Source organism: Mesorhizobium sp. WSM4813 (assembly GCF_055811555.1).
Genome location: NZ_JBVVQU010000027.1, coordinates 70865 through 89136, shown reverse-complemented (window position 1 = coordinate 89136; position 18272 = coordinate 70865). Strand labels below are relative to the sequence as shown.

Here is an 18272-nt window from a genome sequence, read left to right as displayed (position 1 = left end):
GGCCCCGAAAACCTCGCTCTGCTTCGGCGCTTCTGCCTCAATACCTTTCGAGCCGACAGCAAAAAGGACACCATGCGTGGCAAAATGATGCGTGCAGGCTGGAACGATGCTTATCTCTTCCAGCTCATGACTCAAATGCGATAGCCCTGCCCTTGAGGGGAGGGTGCCTCGCGGAGCGAGGCGGGTGGGGTCGTCTCACGTCGAGCACTGCCGCAACGACCCCGCACGTCCATTCGGCGGCTGTCCACCCTCCCCTCAAGGGGGAGGATCGCCGCGCTCCGGTACCATCAACGGGATTTCCACCACCCCGGCAGGCTGATAGACTCGGCCTCGTCTGCGGAGGAGACGGCGATGCCGATCAATCTCGACGAGTTGAAGAATGCCACCAACCTGCGCGGCCGCCGCCCGCGCAATGGCGCCACGTTTATCGCGCCGGTCGACGGCCGGGCGCATGTGTCGGGCGAGCGCACCGTTCCGCTGCTGCAGCAGGCCATCCCGGCGCTGCTTTCGGACACCGTCAGCAAATACGGCACGCTCGATGCCGCCGTCTTCGTCGACCAGGACAAGCGCTTCACCTGGAGCGAACTTTCAGACACGGTGGATGCCTTGGCCGCAGGCTTCCTGGCGCTTGGCCTGGCAAAAGGCGACCGCGTCGGCATCTGGTCGCCCAACCGCTGGGAATGGCTGGTGACGCAATTCGCCACCGCGCGCATCGGCCTGATCCTGGTCAACATCAACCCGGCCTACCGCCTGACAGAGCTGGATTATGCGCTGAACAAGGTTGGCTGCCGTGCGCTGGTCACGGCCGTCAAATTCAAGAACTCCGACTATCTCGGCATGATCGAGACGCTGGCGCCGGAGATCGCGACTGCAACGCCGGGCAAACTTGAGGCGAGAAAATTGCCGGCGCTAAAAATCGTCATCCGCATGGGCGAGGAGAATTCGCCCGGCATGTTCAATTTCGGCGACGTGCTGGCGATGGCCGGGCGCGACGAGCATGACAGCCTCGATCGTATCTCCGAGGGGCTGAAGCCCGGCGACGCCATCAACATCCAGTTCACCTCTGGCACAACAGGCGCACCAAAGGGCGCGACGCTGACCCACAACAACATCGTCAACAACGGCAATTTCGTCACCTCGGCGATCAGGCTCACCGTCGACGACCGGCTGTGCATCCCGGTGCCGCTCTATCACTGCTTCGGCATGTCGATGGGCACGATCGGCTGCGTCACCAAGGGCGCGACCATGGTCTTCCCCGGCGAGGGCTTTGATGCCGGCGCCACGCTGAAGGCGGTGGCGGGCGAGCGCTGCACCGGCCTCTACGGCGTGCCGACCATGTTCGTCGGCATGCTCGACCATCCGGATTTTGACACCTTCGATCTCACCAGCCTGCGTACCGGCATCATGGCCGGCTCGCCGTGCCCGATCGAGGTGATGAAGAAGGTGGTGTCGCTGATGCACATGGCAGAGGTGACCATCGCCTATGGCATGACCGAGACCAGCCCGGTGTCGTTCCAGAGCAGCGTCGACGATCCGCTGGAAAAGCGCGTCTCGACGGTCGGGCGCGTCCACCCCCATGTCGAGGTCAAGGCGATCGATGCCGATGGCGCAACCGTTGCGGTCGGCGCGCCGGGCGAGCTCTGCACCCGCGGCTATTCGGTGATGAAGGGCTATTGGGACGACGAGGAAAAAACCCGCGAGGCGATCGACGCCGACGGGTGGATGCACACCGGCGACCTCGCCACCATCGACGCCGAGGGTTACTGCAACATCGTCGGCAGGGTCAAGGATATGGTCATCCGCGGCGGCGAGAATGTCTATCCGCGCGAGGTCGAGGAATTCCTCTATCGCCACCCCAAGGTCAGGGAAGCGCAGGTTTTCGGCATTCCCGACCCGAAATACGGCGAGGAGCTTTGTGCTTGGATCGTGCTCAAGCCGGGCCAGATCGCCACCGAGCAGGAGATCAAGGCCTTCTGCGCCGGCCAGATTGCCCACTATAAGATCCCGCGCCACATCCGCTTCCTCACCGAATTACCGATGACGGTGACCGGCAAGCCGCAGAAGTTTCTCATGCGCGAAGCGATGGTCGAGGAACTGGGGCTGGTGACGCCGAAGACCGCCTGAGCGGGCAACGGGCTTCCGTTCGTACTTACGCGTTTGAAGAACAGAGGCGTTGTCTCAATGCCGGACGACAATGACCCGGTCGAACGCGGCCTCCCCGCTGAGATCTGCGACGACGGACCCGAGCCAGCACCAGTGACAGACCGCGATAAGATCGTACTGCTAGCCGGGAAGCGTGGACGTGACCTCCCGCTTCGTCTTGCGCGCGGCGCGCCATTCCTCAAACCGTTGCAGGATGACGAAGAAGGAAGGCACGAAGAGCACGGCGAGGCAGGTCGAGGCAATCATCCCGGAAAAGACCGTGATGCCGATCGACTTACGCGCGCTGGCCCCGGCGCCCGTCGCCAACACCAGCGGCGCGACACCAAGGATAAAGGCGAAGGACGTCATCAGGATGGGGCGGAAGCGCGCTCGCGCCGCCTCGATCGCCGCTTCGACGATCGGTCTGCCGGCGGCGCGTAGCTCGCGCGCGACCTCGACGATCAGGATCGCGTTCTTGGCGGACAGCGCGATCAGCAGGATCAGGCCGATCTGCACGTAGAGATTATTGTCGATGCCGAGCCCGTTGAGGACCAGGACCGGACCCACCAGCGCCAGCGGCGCGGCCAGCAAGATCGAGATCGGGGCCAGCCAGCTCTCATATTGGCCTGCCAGCACCAGATAGACCAAGAGCAGCGCCAGGCCGAACACCAGATAGATCTGGCTACCGACGAGCTTTTCCTGAAAGGACAGCGCCGTCCAGTCGTAGCCGGTGCCGGGCGGCAATGTTTCGGCCGCGACCTCCTCCATCAGCTTGATCGCGTCGCCCGACGAGAAACCTTGCGCCTGCACACCGATGATCGATGCCGAGGGATAAAGGTTGTAGAGACTGATCAGCGACGGGCCGACGCTCGGTGTGACCGTCAGCAGCGTTCCGAGCGGGATCATGTCGCCGCTCTGGTTGCGCACGCTCAGGCGGGCGATATTCTCGGGTGTGAGGCGAAATTGCGCATCGCCCTGCACATAGATCTGGAACACCCGCCCGAACTTGTTGAACTGACTGACATAAGTCGAGCCTAGATAACCGGCGAGCGTCTGGAAGACCTGGTCCGCGGTCAGGCCCAGGGTTTGCACCTTCTCGCGGTCGATCTCGACCGTGTATTGCGGGACGTTTGCCCGGAACGGCGCCGATACGCGCTGGATACCTGACTGCGTCTGAGCAGCCCTGGTCACCGCCGCGACCGCGCCTTGCAGCTTGGCAAGGTCGAAGCTGCCGTCACGCAGCTCGACCTGCATGGTGAAGCCGGCAGCGTTGCCGATGCCCTGGATCGGCGGTGGCGGCAGCACCAGTACAGTTCCGTCACCCATGTCGGACAGATTCCTGTTGAGCGTTGCGTAGAGCGAGGCAAGATCCTCGCCCTTGCCGCGCAAGCTCCAGTCCTTGAGGATGATGTAGGCGACGCCGGCATTCGCCAGTGTCGAATTGTTGTCGAGTGCCGAGATACCGGCGATCGTCACGACCTGATCGACGCCTGGGGTGGCCTTGGCGAGCTTCGAAACCTGTTGCAGCGTCTCCTGTGTACGGCCAAGTGCGGCGCCATCGGGCAGTTGAACCGCGGCGAGCATGTAGCCCTGATCCTCGATCGGAATGAAGCCGGTGGCCACGCGCGATATGCCATAGCCCGCCGCACCGATGATCAGCAGCGCAATGATGGCCATCACCGTGCTGTGACGCACCATGGAGCCGATCAAGCCGGCATAGCGGTTCTCCATACGCTGGTAGATCGTGTTGAAGCCGCGGAAGAAGACATTGCGCTGGTCCGGCGGCACCGGGCGCCTCAGCCAGGTCGCACACTGGGTCGGCTTGAGCGTTGCCGCGTTGATGGCGCTGATTATGGCAGTTGCCGCAATCACAAGTGCGAATTGCGCGTACATTTGCCCCGTGAGCCCGGGCAGGAACGCAGCCGGCAGGAACACCGCCATCAGCACCAAGGTGATGCCGATGATCGGTCCCAACAGCGCGTTCATGGCGGCAATCGCCGCGTCGTGGCCCGACATGCCGCGCTCCATGTTGTGAGCGGCTCCCTCGACCACGACGATGGCGTCGTCGACGACGATGCCGATGGCAAGCACGATGGCGAACAGAGTCGACAGATTGACCGAGAAGCCGAGCGCGGCCATTGCCGCGAACGCCCCGATGATCGTCACCGGAACGGTCGTTGCCGGCACCAGCATCGCCCGCCAGTCCTGCAGGAAAAGCAGGATGACGATGAGCACCAGGACGGCAGCTTCGATCAGCGTCTTGTAGACCTCGTGGATCGCCTGGCTGACGAAAATCGTGGTGTTGAAGGGGATCGAGTATGCCAGGTCTTGCGGAAACTCGCGTGACAGTTCCTTCATCCTGGCCTCGACCTTGCCGGCCACATCGAGCGCATTGGCGCCCGGCGACAGGAAAACGGCCATGCCCGCAGCCGGCTGGCCATCGAGATTGAAGAACTGCCCATAGGTCTGGGCGCCGAGCTCGACCCGGCCGATGTCGCGCACGCGCGTCATGTCGCCATTGGCGCCGGTCTTGACGATCACGGCGCCGAACTGATCGGGATCGTCAAGGCGGCTGGACACCTCGACCGTGTATTGGAAGGATTGGCCGTCGGGCGCCGGCGGCGCGCCCATCTGGCCCGCGGTGACCTGTTCGCTCTGCTGCCCCAGCGCCTGGACGACATCCTGCGTGGTAAGGCCGCGCGCCTGCATCTTCTCGGGATCGAGCCAGACGCGCATGGAATACTGGCCGGCGCCGAACACATTGACATTGCCGACCCCCGGTATCCGGGAGAGCTCATCCTTCAGCTGGATGGTCGCGTAATTGGCGAGATAAAGGCTGTCATATTGCCTATCAGGCGAAGTCAGCGTGACGATTTCGAGGATCGAGGTCGACTTCTTCTGAACGGTGACGCCTTGCACCTGGACCGCTTGCGGTAGCCCCGCAAGCGCAGAGGACACACGGTTCTGCACACGCACTTGCGCCTGATCGAGATCGGTGCCAATCGCGAAGGTGACGGTCAGGTTATAGGTGCCATCCGATGCAGCATAGGACTGCATGTAGATCATGCCCTCGACGCCGTTAACCTGCTGCTCGATCGGCAACGCCACCGTGTCGATCACCGCACGCGCGCTCGCTCCCGGATAGCGCGTCGTCACCGAAACGGTAGGCGGCACCACGTCGGGATACTGCGCCACCGGCAGGGCAAACAGCGAGATGATGCCGATCACGACCATAAGGATGGCGATTGCGTTGGCCAGGACAGGCCGCTCGATGAAGAACTTGGAGATCATTGCGCCGCGCCGTCCGTGGCGGCCGCTTCCAGTTTCTTCTCTTGCGGTTCGATCTTCTGGCCAGGGACGGCCGTCGACAGGCCGGAGACAAGGACACGGTCATCCGGCGCGACACCTTTGGTGATGACACGCAACGTTCCGACCAGTTGACCGATCTCAACCGGCCGCTGCTCGACGACATCATCCTTTCCGGCGACGAGCATGTAGCGGCCCTTCTGGTCGCTGCCGATCGCCCGGTCGGGAATGAGCAGCATGTCCGGCTCTTCGCCCAGTGGCACGCGCACGCGCACGAAATAGCCCGGCAGCAGCGCCCGGTCTTCATTGGGCAGCACGGCGCGGACCGCCAGTGTGCCGGTGGCGGCCGTAACTTCTGGCGCGGCATAGTCCAGCATTCCCGCATGGGGATAGCCCGTCTCGCTTTGCAGGCCGACCTCGACCGGTATTTTCTTGAGGTCCTGCGCGGTCATTCCGCGCTTTGCCATGGCGGCGCGAATGCGCAGCACATCCTGTTCCGAGATGTTGAAATTGACGTAGATGGGCGCGAGCTGAACGATGGTCGCCAGCGTGGTGGCGCCGCCGGCGCCGACAAGCTGCCCCATCGATACCTGGCGGGATGTGACGGTGCCCGCGAACGGCGCCTTGACCTCGGTGTAGCTCAGATTGAGTTGAGCCTGCTTGACGTCAACCGCGCTCTGCTTCTGCTTGGCGATGTCGACGTCTGCTGCCGCGGCGGCCTGGTCGGCGGTCGATTGCGAGATGATTTTCTGGGACAGCAGTTCCTGCTGCCGCTTTAGGTCAGCACCGGACTGCTTGGCGGCGGCATCGGATGAACCCTGCCCGGCCTCGGATTGTTCGAGCGCCAGCTGGTAGGAGTCGGGCTCGATCAGGAACAGCCGGGCGCCGGCCTTGACCTCGTCGCCATCCTTGTAATCGATTTCCTGGATGAAGCCCGAGACGCGCGCAACCAGGGGCGTCGTGTTCACCGCCGCGGCACTGCCGGTAGCCTCGAGATAGGGGGTCACGCTCTGCTTCAATGGAAGCGCCACGTCGACCTTGGGCGGAGGGGGCGGTACGTATGTGTTTTCCTCCCTACAAGCGGACAATACTAGTGTCGCGGCGAACAAACCTGCCGCCTGCGCGATTCTACCCGATAGTAAAAGCATTTCCCCCTCTATATACTTCCCGGTGTATATCGCATTATATAAAAGTAAGCTAATCTACATGTTTGAGGGGAGTTTGTCATGCGGATTGCGTTGAGCATGCTTTTCTTGGCAACTCAGATGGCAACCACCGTGGCGTTGGCGCAGACGGCGGCCGAGCGTGAGGCCTGCCAGGCAGATTACCAGAAGTTCTGCGAGGGCGTGTTGCCGGGCGGCGGCCACATCATCAAATGCCTGGCCGATCACATGAGTGAGCTGACGCCCGAATGTCAAAAGGTCGTCAAGGCGAACACGCCTGGATAGCGCAACTGTGCCTTTCCGAGCCGCAGGTGAACATGACGTGTCGGACTGGAGCGCCGGTGGGCGAGGTCCGCGGGCGCCGGATCGTGGCCCTGTCGTTTGGTTAGGCGTCGCAATGTTGGTCCGCCTTGCGGACGCTCCGAACATTCCCGACGCATTTCAGGAGTGGACCTTCGCTTATCGTTCCGGAACCCACGCCAAAGCGACAGCGACGTTAGAGTAAGCTGCCCTTTGCGTTCGCCGCGGCGAGGCGGACGCGTCCGGGGTGGAGAAAAGCGGTTGGCTACCTATTTCGGAAGAGAGCGGATGGGGAAACAAGGCCGAAATCTCGGCTTCAAAGCGAAAGGAACACGCAATGGCAAAGAACACGATTTGCCTCTGGTACGATAAGGACGCCGAGGCTGCCGCCCGCTTTTATTCCGAGATCTTTCCTGACAGCGTGGTGAGTGCCGTGCACCGTGCACCCAGCGACTACCCAGCCGGCAAAGAGGGCGATGTGTTGACGGTCGAATTCACAGTTGCGGGCCTTCCTTGTATCGGCCTCAACGGGGGTCCCGAGTTCAAGCACAACGAAGCCTTCTCGTTCCAGATCGCCACCGACGATCAGGAGGAGACCGACCGCTATTGGAATGCCATCGTCGGCAATGGCGGCCAGGAGAGCGTGTGCGGCTGGTGCAAAGACAAGTGGGGGATTTCCTGGCAAATCATTCCGCGCGTACTGACTGACGCGATGGCGGCTGGCGGCGACGAGGCAAAGCGCGCGTTTGATGCCATGATGACTATGGTAAAAATCGACGTCGCCGCGATCGAGGTGGCGCGGCGCGGTTGACGCTCCATCGGGTCTTGCAGCCAAATTGCTGCCAGAGCGTGTCAGCTCGCCACCCAGTGCGGCCGTCCGCCCTTGCCTTCGATTCCACGGTCAGCTGGCTCAGGGCGGGCTTGTCGCGGGCGATCAAAGCGGCCTTCGCACACTCAGCGAGGGGCAGCGCAACAGCGCGCCCGAGCAGAAGCGCCGGTGATCACCGCTGTCTTTCCGCTTCGAGCCGACTATGCCAGGTCGGTGCTGGCAAGGCTAAACCGCCGGTCCTTCGAGCCCGCTTCTCTCGTGCGACTTCCACAGGTACCAGCCGAGGACGGTACCGAAGAAGAATGTGTGGGCAATGAACTGCACGACCGGGCTTGCTTGCAGGAACCAGGGGAATGCGATCGGCGCGATCACATAGAAATTGACGAGCCACAAGGCGAGGCCAAAGACGCTGCCGAGACCGATGAAGGCTGCTCGCCCTCGCAGCATTCGGCAATCTCTCCGAACACGATCCCATAGGCGATGGCCAGGATCAAATGCACGGCCACGCCAGCGATGCCGGCCGTCAGGAGCGGGTAGCTGGGATCGAGAGCTTCCGGTCCAAGCGCGATGGCGCCGATCATCCGCAGGGGCATGAAGAACGCTTCCGCCCCCATCATAAACGCACTCACCGTCATTTCGAACGCCGCAAAGACGAGGCCTGCGACAATGCCCGCAACGGCACCCTGCTGAAGTCCCCATCGGATGTCGCGCGGCGTCACTGGCGTATGGATGTAATCACGGTAAGCCATAAAACTGCTCCCCATGCCCGGAACGCGTCGGCGGATCCGGGCATTCGGTGCAATTCACGAGGATTTGATTGAAATTGATGGTTCTCAGGCCGAGCGGACGGTTCGTCCCTTTGCCACATCGACGCTGCAACCATGCAGGTTCCCCGCGACCGCCCCAATCCGGCTATTACCTCGCACTAGACCTCAGTTGGCTCCAAAGATCGTAGCCCGCAAGGAGGACGCCGATGCCGATCGCAACGCCTAGATCGGGATGCGGGACGAACCGGATTACGACGCCGAAAAACGTCAGAAAAACAACAAACGCCAAGACAGCCAGGAATCGGCTCAAATTCATCTGTTCTCCTCCACTCGCCGCGGCATCCCGTCTCAGCCCCCATAGATCAGGTTAGGCAGCCCGTACACGATCTGCGGGAAGATGTAGATGATGACCATGCACAGGATAACGATCAGCATATAGGGCATCATTCCGCGGAAAATATCCGAAAGCTGAACATGCGGCGGCGAAATGCCCTTGAGGTAGTAGGCCGACATCGCCATGGGCGGCGACAGAAAGGCCGTCTGAAGATTGACCGCGACGAGAACGCCGAAAAACAGCGGATCGATCTCGAAATGCGCCAACAGCGGCAGGAAGATCGGAACGAAGATCACGATAATCTCCGTCCATTCCAGCGGCCAGCCCAGGATGAAGATGATGATCTGGGCGACGATCAGAAACATCAGCGGCGACATGTCGAGGCCGGTGACGAAATCGCTGATCAATTGCTGGCCTCCCAGATAGGCAAAGACCGAGGCGAACGTCGCGGAGCCGACGAACAGCCAGCACACCATCGCGGTCGTGCGCGCCGTCAAATAGACAGACTCCTTCAGGCGTTGCCACGTCAGGGCTCGGTAGGCGGCGGCCAGCACGACGCCGCCGAGCGCGCCGATGGCGGCAGCCTCGGAAGGCGTGGCGAGGCCGAAGAGAATAGCGCCGAGCACCGCGAGGATCAGGACCGCCAGGGGGACGAAGGAAGTCAGCAGCATCCAGCTGATTTGCAGGGCCGAATAGTGCCCCACCTCGTCTCGGGTCGGCTTCGGCGCCACCTGCGGCTGCAGCACCGCCTTCGCCACCACATAGATCAGATAGAGGCCGGCAAGCAGCAGTCCTGGAAGCAGGGCTGCCGCATACATGCGAACCACCGAAACACCCGCCGTCGCGCCATAGACGATGAGCAGAATGGACGGCGGAATGAGGATGCCGAGGGTTCCGCCCGCGCAGATCACTCCCGAGGCATAGCTGATGTCGTACCGCGCCTTCAGCATGGCGGGAAACGCCAGCAGCCCCATGAGTGTGACGACCGCGCCGACGATGCCTGTGGCCGTGGCGAAAAGGGTGCAGGTGATGAGGGCGGCGACGGCCATGGAGCCGGGAACGCGCCGGGTGGCGATATAGAGGGTGCCGAAAAGGCGTTCGATGATATTGGACCGCTCGACTATGTAGCCCATGAACAGGAACAGCGGGATGGCGGTCAGCACGTCGTTCGAGATCACAGAATAGGTCTGATTCACAAACAGATCGAAAATGCGGTTGTTGAAGAAGCCGCCGATCCAATGCTCCGTAAGCGTCCAGCCGTCGGCGCCATCCTCAACCGCCCGTTCGTAGGCGCGCCACATCCGTCCCGGATTTAAATAAGCGTAGTAGCCAAAGGCGACCCCAAGCGCCATCAAAGTGAACGCAACCGGGAAGCCAAGGAAGATCGCCAGAACCAGAATGAGCAGCATCGCGACGGCGACCTGAGGATCGCTCATCTGTCTTCTCCGTCGCGGTCTGGTTGATTGTTGGGGTGGAGGAATGGGAGGTCGACTGCTTCCGAACCGTGATGCAGAACATCGAGCGTCTTGGCTTCCATCAGCACCTTCTCGGTCTCTTCCACGTCTTCAGCTGCGCGCGGCCATGTTCCGGTTCGTAGACAGACGACGCAGCGGAACACCTGAGCAATCCCCTGCACGAAGAGCAGGATGCCTGCCGCCACGATGACGGCCTTGAACTGGAAGATCGGAATCCCGGCCGGGCTGTTCGAGCTTACTTCGAGATAGCGGAAGCTGCGTGCGGCATACTTCCAGCCGGCCAGAATCAGCGCCGTGACGCCCGGGAAGAAGAAAATGAAGTAGAGGACAAGTTCGACCGCCGCTTGCACGCGCGGCCTCCACAGACGGTAGATGAAATCGCCGCGCACATGCCCGTCTCGCGACAAGGTGTAAGCGCCGGCCATCATGAACATGGTGCCGTAGAGCATGTAGCTGAGGTCGAATGCCCACGCAGTCGGCGCGCTGAACAGGTATCGCACGACGACTTCATAGCTCACGCCGAGCGTCATGACGACGACGCTCCAGGCGAACACCTTTCCAAACCATGCCGAAAGTTCATCGGCGAACGCAATGTAACGGAGCATCTACTGGGTTCCGTCAGATACAATCCAGCGGTCCGCAAGACCGCCGGATTTGCCGAAGCGGAGGCGCGAATTAGAGCTTAAGCTTGCCGGGGAAGTAATGTTCGTATGCCAGTGTCAGGTCGGCTGAATTCATGAGCTCGTAGTAGACAACGCGTTCGACCCATTGGCGCTGGCTATCGAGCACCCGCTTCATGAACTCATCCGCCTCCAGCGTCGGGATGATCTTGTCCCAAGCCTGGAGTTGTGCATCGAGAATCTCCTTGGAGGTGCGGTGCACGGTGACACCGTGCTCGGTCTGCAGTTTCTGCAGGTCGGCCGAATAGTTGTCGAGGGCGACTGCGGTGGTCGCGGTGCTGGCCGCCTCCACGCCATATTCGAGAATGGCCTTCAAATCGTCGTCGAGGTCGTCGAATACGTCCTTGTTGAACAGGAATTCGAACGACTCACTCGCCTGATGATAGGACGACAAGATGTAGTTCTTGGCGACGTCCTGCGAACCGAAGCGAAGGTCGGATGACGGATTGTTGAATTCGAAGGCGTCGATAACCCCGCGCTCCATGGCCGGCACGATTTCACCGCCGGGCAGCTGCGCCACGCTGAGGCCGAGGTTCTGCATGAGATCAGCGGCAAGACCCACCGTCCGATACTTGAATCCCTGCAGTTCAGCGGTTTTCGTGACAGGATTCTTGAACCAGCCGAACGGCTGCGCCGGCATCGGGAAGCCATAGAAGCCGACCACGTTGAGACCCATGATGTCCTGCGTCAGCTCGCGGTAGAGATCCTTGCCGCCGCCCTGGTGGAACCAGGCGAGCATTGTGGTGGCGCTGCCGCCAAACACAGGGCCAGTTCCGAAAAGCGACGCGGCCTTGTGCTTGCCGTACCAGTAGACGGGAACGGTATGCGCGGCGTCGATGACGCCGTCATTGACGCCATCCAGCACCTGGAACGCGCCGACGACCGCACCCGCGGGCAGGAGCTCGAACTTCAGCCGGCCGCCCGACATCTTTTCGACGCGCTCTATGTATAGCCGCGCGAAATCCATCCAGATGTCCGACGCAGGCCACGAGGTCTGCATCTTGATGGTCACCGGCGCCTGCGCCAGTACGGCTGGGGTTGCGAGCGTCGTCGCTGCAGCTGCGCCGGCCGTGATGGCGGTGGACTTTTCCAGGAACCCGCGACGCGAGATTTTCTTGTCGGACATTTTATTCCTCCCTTTATTGTAAGCTCCTCTGCCGCAACCAGAATATGCGAAGCCGCCCTTTGCGCAACCAAATTTGCTGCCGGTGACATCGGGCATCGGACATTCGGCCTGGCACAAGTGCCAATATACTTCCGCGTCCGACGACTTTTTAGTGGTCGGCGCATATCCTCCAATAACGAATGTAGGACTGCTGCGCAGCATGCCAAGGCGGTCGTAACGACCCCAGAGTTGGCCGTCCGCGGAAGGACCCAGTTATGGAGGCATAGGCTCGCGCCGATGACGGTGACCGGCAAGCCTCAGAAATTCCTGATGCGAGGCAGTGGTCGAGGAACTGCGGCTGGTGACGGCGAAGACGGTCTGACGGGGTGGCACTCCCCCGTCGGACGTTTCGTGGCCGTGTTGTTGTCTGGGTACGGTTCGGGAATTGTTCGCGTTTGCGCCGAGAGCGGACAACAATCATGGTGACCAAGCCGAGTTTTCAGCCTCCAACTTGGATCAAAAAATCGCGGTTGTGGGCAGCCCAAGCGCCATAGCGCCGGCGTAACGTGCTTGAGGTCCAGCCTGAAGCGGATGGAAGCGAGCGCCCTGTACGTCGCGGAAGCAGCGCTCCAACCCGGTCTTTCGGTAGAACGAAGCACCACCTGCCAGTTCCATCGCGAGTTCTACCGCCATGATCGCATGCCGCGCGACGAGCGATCGTCCGATCATGACCTCGTTCACGCTGTCGGTGGAGGGCGCGTTGCGTGCGGCAATGTCGAGCATCCAGCGGTGCGCAACCTGCGCGGCACGCAGTTCGGTTTCCATGCGGCCGGCAAGGGAGAGATCGGGTTCCGGTTTGCTCCTCGCAATCTCGACCGCGATGTCACGGGCGCTCTCCGCAACACCGAGATAAACGGCATAGATCAACGGGAAGGCGATCGTCGCGATTGTCTGGAAGACCGGATGCCATTCGCCTGCCTTGCGCGAGAATGCGACATTTGCGTCGGGGATGAACAGGTTCTTGATCACCACGTCGTTCGACGCCGTGCCGCGCATGCCGAGTGTGCGCCAGGTATCCTCGATGTGCACCTCATCGGCCTTCATCGGAACGCCAAAATGAATGACTGACCGACTGCCGTCTTCGCCCTCATGGATCGCCCCGGTCATCAGGATGCTTCCGGCTTCGGCGCCAGAGGTAAACACCTTCCGGGCTGTGATGCGGTAGCCACCTTCGACTTTCTCAGCTTTCCCTGAGCCGCCGATCCAATCCGAGCCGCCGGAAGAAAGTAAGACAATGCGTTCGGCGGCGACCCTCCTCAAGAGAGGCTCCACGGCAGTCACTTTCTGATGACGCCAACGCCAGGCGGGGATCGCAACCTGATGCGAGTGCATGGAAAAGGCGAGCGCGGTTGAGCCACATGCGCGTGCGAGCACGCGCAGCATCTCGGCGAGTTCTGCTACCTCAGCGCCGCGGCCGCCAAGCTGGCGCGGAACGCCCGCCTCGACGAGGCCAGCCTCTTTCAGCAGTGCGTAGTTCTGGCCGACGAAGCGGTCGTTCTGGTCGATATCCGCAGCGCGCTCCGCGAGCTTCGGCGCGACATGCTGCGCTGTCTCCACGATACTGGTGGGATAATCGGGGGTGTTGCCGCTTGTTGGCGCGGGTTGGTCTTTCGAAGCAGCGTTCGTCGGCATGATGTCCTCCATTGGTGCGAGGCTGAAGCTTCGCCGCTGAAGCCTCACGCTTCCAGTTCAGGAACTGTATCGCTTGCATTTTCTGTTTGGCGCCAGTCTGGTAGTATCCGGGCATCGACAACGACGGATATCGCAATGGACCAGCGCGGTGGATACGGCCAGTTCTGCCCGGTTTCGATGGCGTCGGAGATACTCTGTAGCCGCTGGACGACCCTGGTTGTGCGCGAGCTGCTCTGTGGCAGTACACGGTTCAACGATCTAAGGCGTGGACTGCCGAAGATGTCGCCGACGCTGCTGTCGAAGCGGCTCAAGGAATTGCAAAGCGCCGGCGTCATCACCGTAACACGGAAGGTCAGCGGCGCGGTTGAGTATAGATTGTCGGAGGCCGGCGAGGAGTTGAGGCCCTTGATAATGGGGCTCGGCAACTGGGCGCAGCGCTGGATGGAGTCGCGCCTTTCGCTGCGAAACCTCGACCCATCGCTGCTCATGTGGGACATGCGTCGAAGCCTCGACGTCAAGCTGTTGCCTGATCGGCGATGGACGATACAGTTTCTATACCCGGAGCTCGCGGAGGCGCAAAAGAACTGGTGGCTGGTGGTGGACGGTGGTGCGGTCGACCTCTGCAATTTTAATCCTGGACATGACCTCGACCTTCTCGTGAAAAGCTCTTTGCGATCGATGACGGCTATCTGGATGGGGCTGACGACGATCAAAAAGGAGTCCGACAGCGGCCTATTGGAAATCGAAGGAGATCCCGCGCTCGCGCGCTCCATGCAGCAATGGCTTGGTCTCAGCGCCTTCGCACACGAACCGCGGCGAGTGCAGTAATCTGCGCGAAGGCGCCCGTCTCGCTCGAAAAGTCGGCTGCAAGCCGCCAATTCCGGCATTGCGACCCAAACTGTCGCGAAATCGGCGGTAAGCAGCAGGCGTCCGCTGGTTGGTGCGACGTACCTCAGGCCGCCAGCACCGCCTCATCCAGCCCGCGGATGATCTTGGCCAGTTCGACACACTCGTCATGGCGGACCTTGTTGCGCCGCCAGGCGAGGCAGATCGTGCGCTGCGGCATCGGTTCCTGGAATGGCACGATCTTCAGATCGCGCATGCCACTGGCTGGTCCTGCCGCCATTTCAGGGATGAGCGTGACGCCGAGCCCGTGCGCCACCATCTGCAGCAGCGTTGTCAGGCTGGTCGCGCCGTAGCTCGCCATTGCCACCGGCCGCACGCTGCCGCAGACGGCAAGCGCCTGTTCACGCAGGCAATGGCCTTCCTCCAGCAGCATCAGCCTTTCCAATGCCGGACTTTCCGGCGGAACCGGCGGCGACGCGAAGGCGGGATCGTCGGCCGGCACGGCAAGGAAGAACCGGTCGGAGAAAAGCGCCTCGGTGATCAGCCCGGGCTGATCGAGGGGAAGGGCCGCGATGAAGGCGTCGAGCTTTCCCAGGGCGGTGTCCTCGACCAGCGACGCAGTCACCGCTTCACGCAACTCGAGCTGCAAGGCCGGGAAACGCCGTTTCAGTTCCGGCAGCACATGCGGCAGGAGATAGGGCGCCACCGTCGGGATGATGCCGAGCCGGAAGCGTCCTTCCATGGCGGGACGGCCGCGCCGGGCCGTGGTCTCGATCTCGCGGATGTCGGCAAGAATGCGCTCGATGCGCGGCAGCATGGCTAGTGCTTCGTCGGTCATCCGCACCGATTTGCCGCCGCGCTCGAACAGCCGGCAGTTGAGCCGTAGCTCCATCTCCGCGATCTGCGACGACAGCGCCGGCTGGCTGACGCCAGCCAGCTTCGCGGCGCGGCCGAAATGCAGCGTCTGCGCCAGTGCCTCGAAATATTGCATCTGCCGGACGGTGAGACCAATCATAAGGAAAACCTATCGCAACAAGCAGGAAAGGCAATTTGTTTTTATCGGCAATGCGGCATAGTCTGGAACCATTCCAGAATGGCGTGGCTCAAGGCCCGTCCGGAAAATCAACAAATCCCGGAAAACAAATCCCGGAAAATCCACAAATCGGAGAGAACGATGGACGCAAAGACCGATGACAATAGCGCAGGAAAATGCCCGGTCGTTCACACAACCATTGCCAGAGCCAACCGTGACTGGTGGCCGAACCAGCTGAATGTCCAAGTCCTCCACCAGCAATCCCCGTTATCCGACCCGATGGGCGAGGCATTCGACTACGCCAAGGAATTTAGGAGCCTCGACCTGAATGCCGTGATCAAGGACCTGCATGCTCTGATGACGGACTCGCAGGAATGGTGGCCGGCCGACTTTGGCCATTACGGGCCACTGTTCATCCGCATGGCCTGGCACAGCGCCGGCACCTACCGCATCGGCGACGGCCGCGGCGGTGCCGGAGCCGGCCAGCAACGCTTCGCGCCGCTGAACAGCTGGCCGGACAACGTCAATCTCGACAAGGCCCGCCGGCTGCTGTGGCCGATCAAACAGAAATACGGCCGCAAGATCTCCTGGGCCGACCTTATGATCCTCACCGGCAACGTCGCCCTGGAATCGATGGGCTTCAAGACCTTTGGTTTCGCCGGCGGACGCGCTGACGTGTGGGAGCCCGAACAGGACATCTACTGGGGTCCCGAAGGCAAGTGGCTGGCCGACGAGCGCTACAGCGGCGAGCGCGACCTCCAGAACCCTCTCGCCGCCGTGCAGATGGGTTTGATCTACGTCAATCCGGAAGGGCCGAATGGCAACGCGGATCCGCTGGCCGCGGCGCGCGATATTCGCGAGACCTTCGCGCGCATGGCCATGAACGACGAGGAGACCGTCGCGCTCATCGCCGGCGGACATACCTTCGGCAAGACCCACGGCGCCGGCGATGCGACGCTGGTGGGCGCGGAGCCGGAAGCCGCCGGCATCGAAGAGCAGGGCCTCGGCTGGGCGAGCGCGTTTGGCACCGGCAAAGGCGGTGACGCGATAGGCAGCGGCCTGGAAGTGACCTGGACCACGACGCCGACGAAGTGGGGCAACAACTTCTTTGACAATTTGTTCGGCTTCGAATGGGACCTGACCAAGAGCCCGGCCGGCGCGCACCAGTGGACGCCGAAGGGCGGCGCGGGCGCCGGCACCGTACCGGATGCGCACGATGCAGCCAAGCGTCACGCGCCATCGATGCTGACCACCGACCTCGCTTTGCGGTTCGATCCTGCCTACGAAAAGATATCACGGCGCTTCCATCAGAATCCGGACCAGTTCGCCGATGCCTTCGCCCGCGCGTGGTATAAACTGACCCACCGCGACATGGGCCCGATCGTGCGCTATCTCGGCCCGCTCGTTCCTAAGGAAGAGCTGCCGTGGCAGGATCCTATCCCTGCAGTCGATCATGTTCTGGTCGATGAACTGGACGTAGCCGCCCTGAAGGCGAAGATCCTCGCCTCCGGCCTTTCGGTGCCGCAATTGGTCTCGATCGCCTGGGCGTCCGCCTCGACCTTCCGTGGCTCCGACAAGCGCGGTGGCGCCAACGGCGCGCGCATTCGCCTCGCGCCGCAGAAAGACTGGGACGTCAACCAGCCGGCTCAGTTGGCAAAGGTCCTGGAGAAACTCGAAGCGATCCAGAAGGAGTTCAATACTTCGCAGTCCGGCGACAAGAAAGTCTCGCTTGCCGACCTGATCGTCATTGGCGGCGGCGCCGCAATCGAAAAGGCCGCAAAGGACGCCGGCAACGACGTGAAGGTCCCGTTCACGCCGGGGCGCATGGATGCCTCGCAGGAGCAGACCGACGTCGACTCCTTCGCCCCGCTCGAACCGACCGCCGACGGTTTCCGCAACTATCTCAGCGGCAGGCAGCGTTTGTCGCCCGAGGAGGCGCTGGTGGACCGGGCGCAATTGCTGACGCTGACGGCGCCGGAGATGACAGTCCTCGTCGGCGGCCTGCGTGTGCTCGGCGCAAATACCGGCCAGTCAACGCACGGCGTCTTCACCAAACGGCCGGAGACGTTGACGAATGACTTCTTCGTCAACCTGCTCGACATGGGCACGGTGTGGAAGTCGACATCGGAGGCCAAGCACGTGTTCGAAGGACGCGACCGGGCGACAGGTGAGCTCAAGTGGAGCGGCACCCGCGTCGACCTCATCTTCGGTTCGCATTCCCAGCTGCGCGCCCTAGCGGAAGTCTATGCAACCGCCGACGCTAAGGAAAAGTTTACCAACGACTTCGTGGCGGCGTGGAACAAGGTGATGAACGCCGATCGCTTCGAACTCGCCTGATCCAGAGCATGATCCCGAAAAGTGGAATCCGGTTTTCGGCAAAGATCATGCTCAAACAAAAAGACAGAGCCCCATCCCGATTCCATCTGGATGGAGCTCTAGCGCCAAGGTCCGGAGCGGACAGCTTCCCGCCTGCGGTAAGTTTCTCAAGTCTCAATAAGAAAGGCGCGGGGCCGGGCCCCGCCGGTGGTTTTTTAGGCCCTGGGAGTTGAGGGAGTGAGGCAAATTGGGGGGGTTTGGGCCCCCCCCGCCAAAGGGGGCCC

Annotated in this window: 13 protein-coding genes; 5 read left to right on the top strand and 8 right to left on the bottom strand. The window is 61.9% G+C overall.

Annotated features, from left to right (window positions below):
* The first annotated feature begins 351 nt into the window (after positions 1-351).
* Entirely contained in the window at positions 352-2124 is a 1773-nt protein-coding gene (locus tag AC0L25_RS17520) for an AMP-binding protein (protein ID WP_473596657.1), read from the top strand.
* A 159-nt stretch (positions 2125-2283) separates the two neighbouring features.
* On the opposite strand, the gene AC0L25_RS17515 is transcribed toward AC0L25_RS17520, so the two are convergent.
* Together AC0L25_RS17515 and AC0L25_RS17510 are read right to left on the bottom strand one after the other, a co-directional pair.
* On the bottom strand, positions 2284-5433 hold the full coding sequence (locus tag AC0L25_RS17515; protein ID WP_473596656.1) for an efflux RND transporter permease subunit: 3150 nt from the start codon (positions 5431-5433) through the stop codon (positions 2284-2286).
* Complete coding sequence (locus AC0L25_RS17510; RefSeq protein WP_473596655.1) at positions 5430-6596, bottom strand: efflux RND transporter periplasmic adaptor subunit; 1167 nt, start codon at positions 6594-6596, stop codon at positions 5430-5432. The genes AC0L25_RS17515 and AC0L25_RS17510 overlap by 4 nt, the downstream gene beginning before the upstream one ends.
* Before the next feature lie 78 nt (positions 6597-6674).
* On the opposite strand from AC0L25_RS17510, the gene AC0L25_RS17505 reads away from it, so the two are divergent.
* Entirely contained in the window at positions 6675-6896 is a 222-nt protein-coding gene (locus AC0L25_RS17505) for a cysteine rich repeat-containing protein (protein ID WP_473596654.1), read from the top strand.
* A 352-nt stretch (positions 6897-7248) separates the two neighbouring features.
* Positions 7249-7722 (top strand): VOC family protein, encoded by a 474-nt coding sequence (locus AC0L25_RS17500; protein WP_473596653.1) that lies wholly within the window; start codon positions 7249-7251, stop codon positions 7720-7722.
* Positions 7723-8108: 386 nt separating this feature from the next.
* Here the strand turns inward: AC0L25_RS17500 and AC0L25_RS17495 are convergent, their stop codons facing one another.
* The 5 genes from AC0L25_RS17495 to AC0L25_RS17475 form a co-directional block, all read right to left on the bottom strand.
* Entirely contained in the window at positions 8109-8504 is a 396-nt protein-coding gene (locus AC0L25_RS17495; protein ID WP_473596652.1) for a hypothetical protein, read from the bottom strand.
* 351 nt (positions 8505-8855) lie between these two features.
* Positions 8856-10277 carry a TRAP transporter large permease gene (locus AC0L25_RS17490; RefSeq protein ID WP_254027311.1) on the bottom strand — a complete coding sequence of 474 codons (1422 nt, stop codon included), beginning with the start codon at positions 10275-10277 and terminating at the stop codon, positions 8856-8858.
* Entirely contained in the window at positions 10274-10921 is a 648-nt protein-coding gene (locus AC0L25_RS17485; RefSeq protein WP_473596651.1) for a TRAP transporter small permease subunit, read from the bottom strand. The genes AC0L25_RS17490 and AC0L25_RS17485 overlap by 4 nt, the downstream gene beginning before the upstream one ends.
* Before the next feature lie 70 nt (positions 10922-10991).
* A complete protein-coding gene (locus AC0L25_RS17480; RefSeq protein WP_473596650.1) occupies positions 10992-12122 on the bottom strand; it encodes a TRAP transporter substrate-binding protein in 1131 nt (376 codons plus the stop codon).
* 495 nt (positions 12123-12617) lie between these two features.
* A complete protein-coding gene (locus AC0L25_RS17475; protein ID WP_473596649.1) occupies positions 12618-13793 on the bottom strand; it encodes an acyl-CoA dehydrogenase family protein in 1176 nt (391 codons plus the stop codon).
* A 135-nt stretch (positions 13794-13928) separates the two neighbouring features.
* Here AC0L25_RS17475 and AC0L25_RS17470 point away from each other — a divergent pair, with 135 nt between their 5' ends.
* Entirely contained in the window at positions 13929-14621 is a 693-nt protein-coding gene (locus AC0L25_RS17470) for a winged helix-turn-helix transcriptional regulator (protein ID WP_473596648.1), read from the top strand.
* 124 nt (positions 14622-14745) lie between these two features.
* Here the strand turns inward: AC0L25_RS17470 and AC0L25_RS17465 are convergent, their stop codons facing one another.
* Complete coding sequence (locus tag AC0L25_RS17465) at positions 14746-15654, bottom strand: hydrogen peroxide-inducible genes activator (RefSeq protein WP_473596647.1); 909 nt, start codon at positions 15652-15654, stop codon at positions 14746-14748.
* A gap of 159 nt (positions 15655-15813) precedes the next feature.
* Here AC0L25_RS17465 and katG point away from each other — a divergent pair, with 159 nt between their 5' ends.
* Complete coding sequence (gene katG, locus AC0L25_RS17460; protein WP_473596646.1) at positions 15814-18009, top strand: catalase/peroxidase HPI; 2196 nt, start codon at positions 15814-15816, stop codon at positions 18007-18009.
* Positions 18010-18272 lie beyond the last annotated feature (263 nt).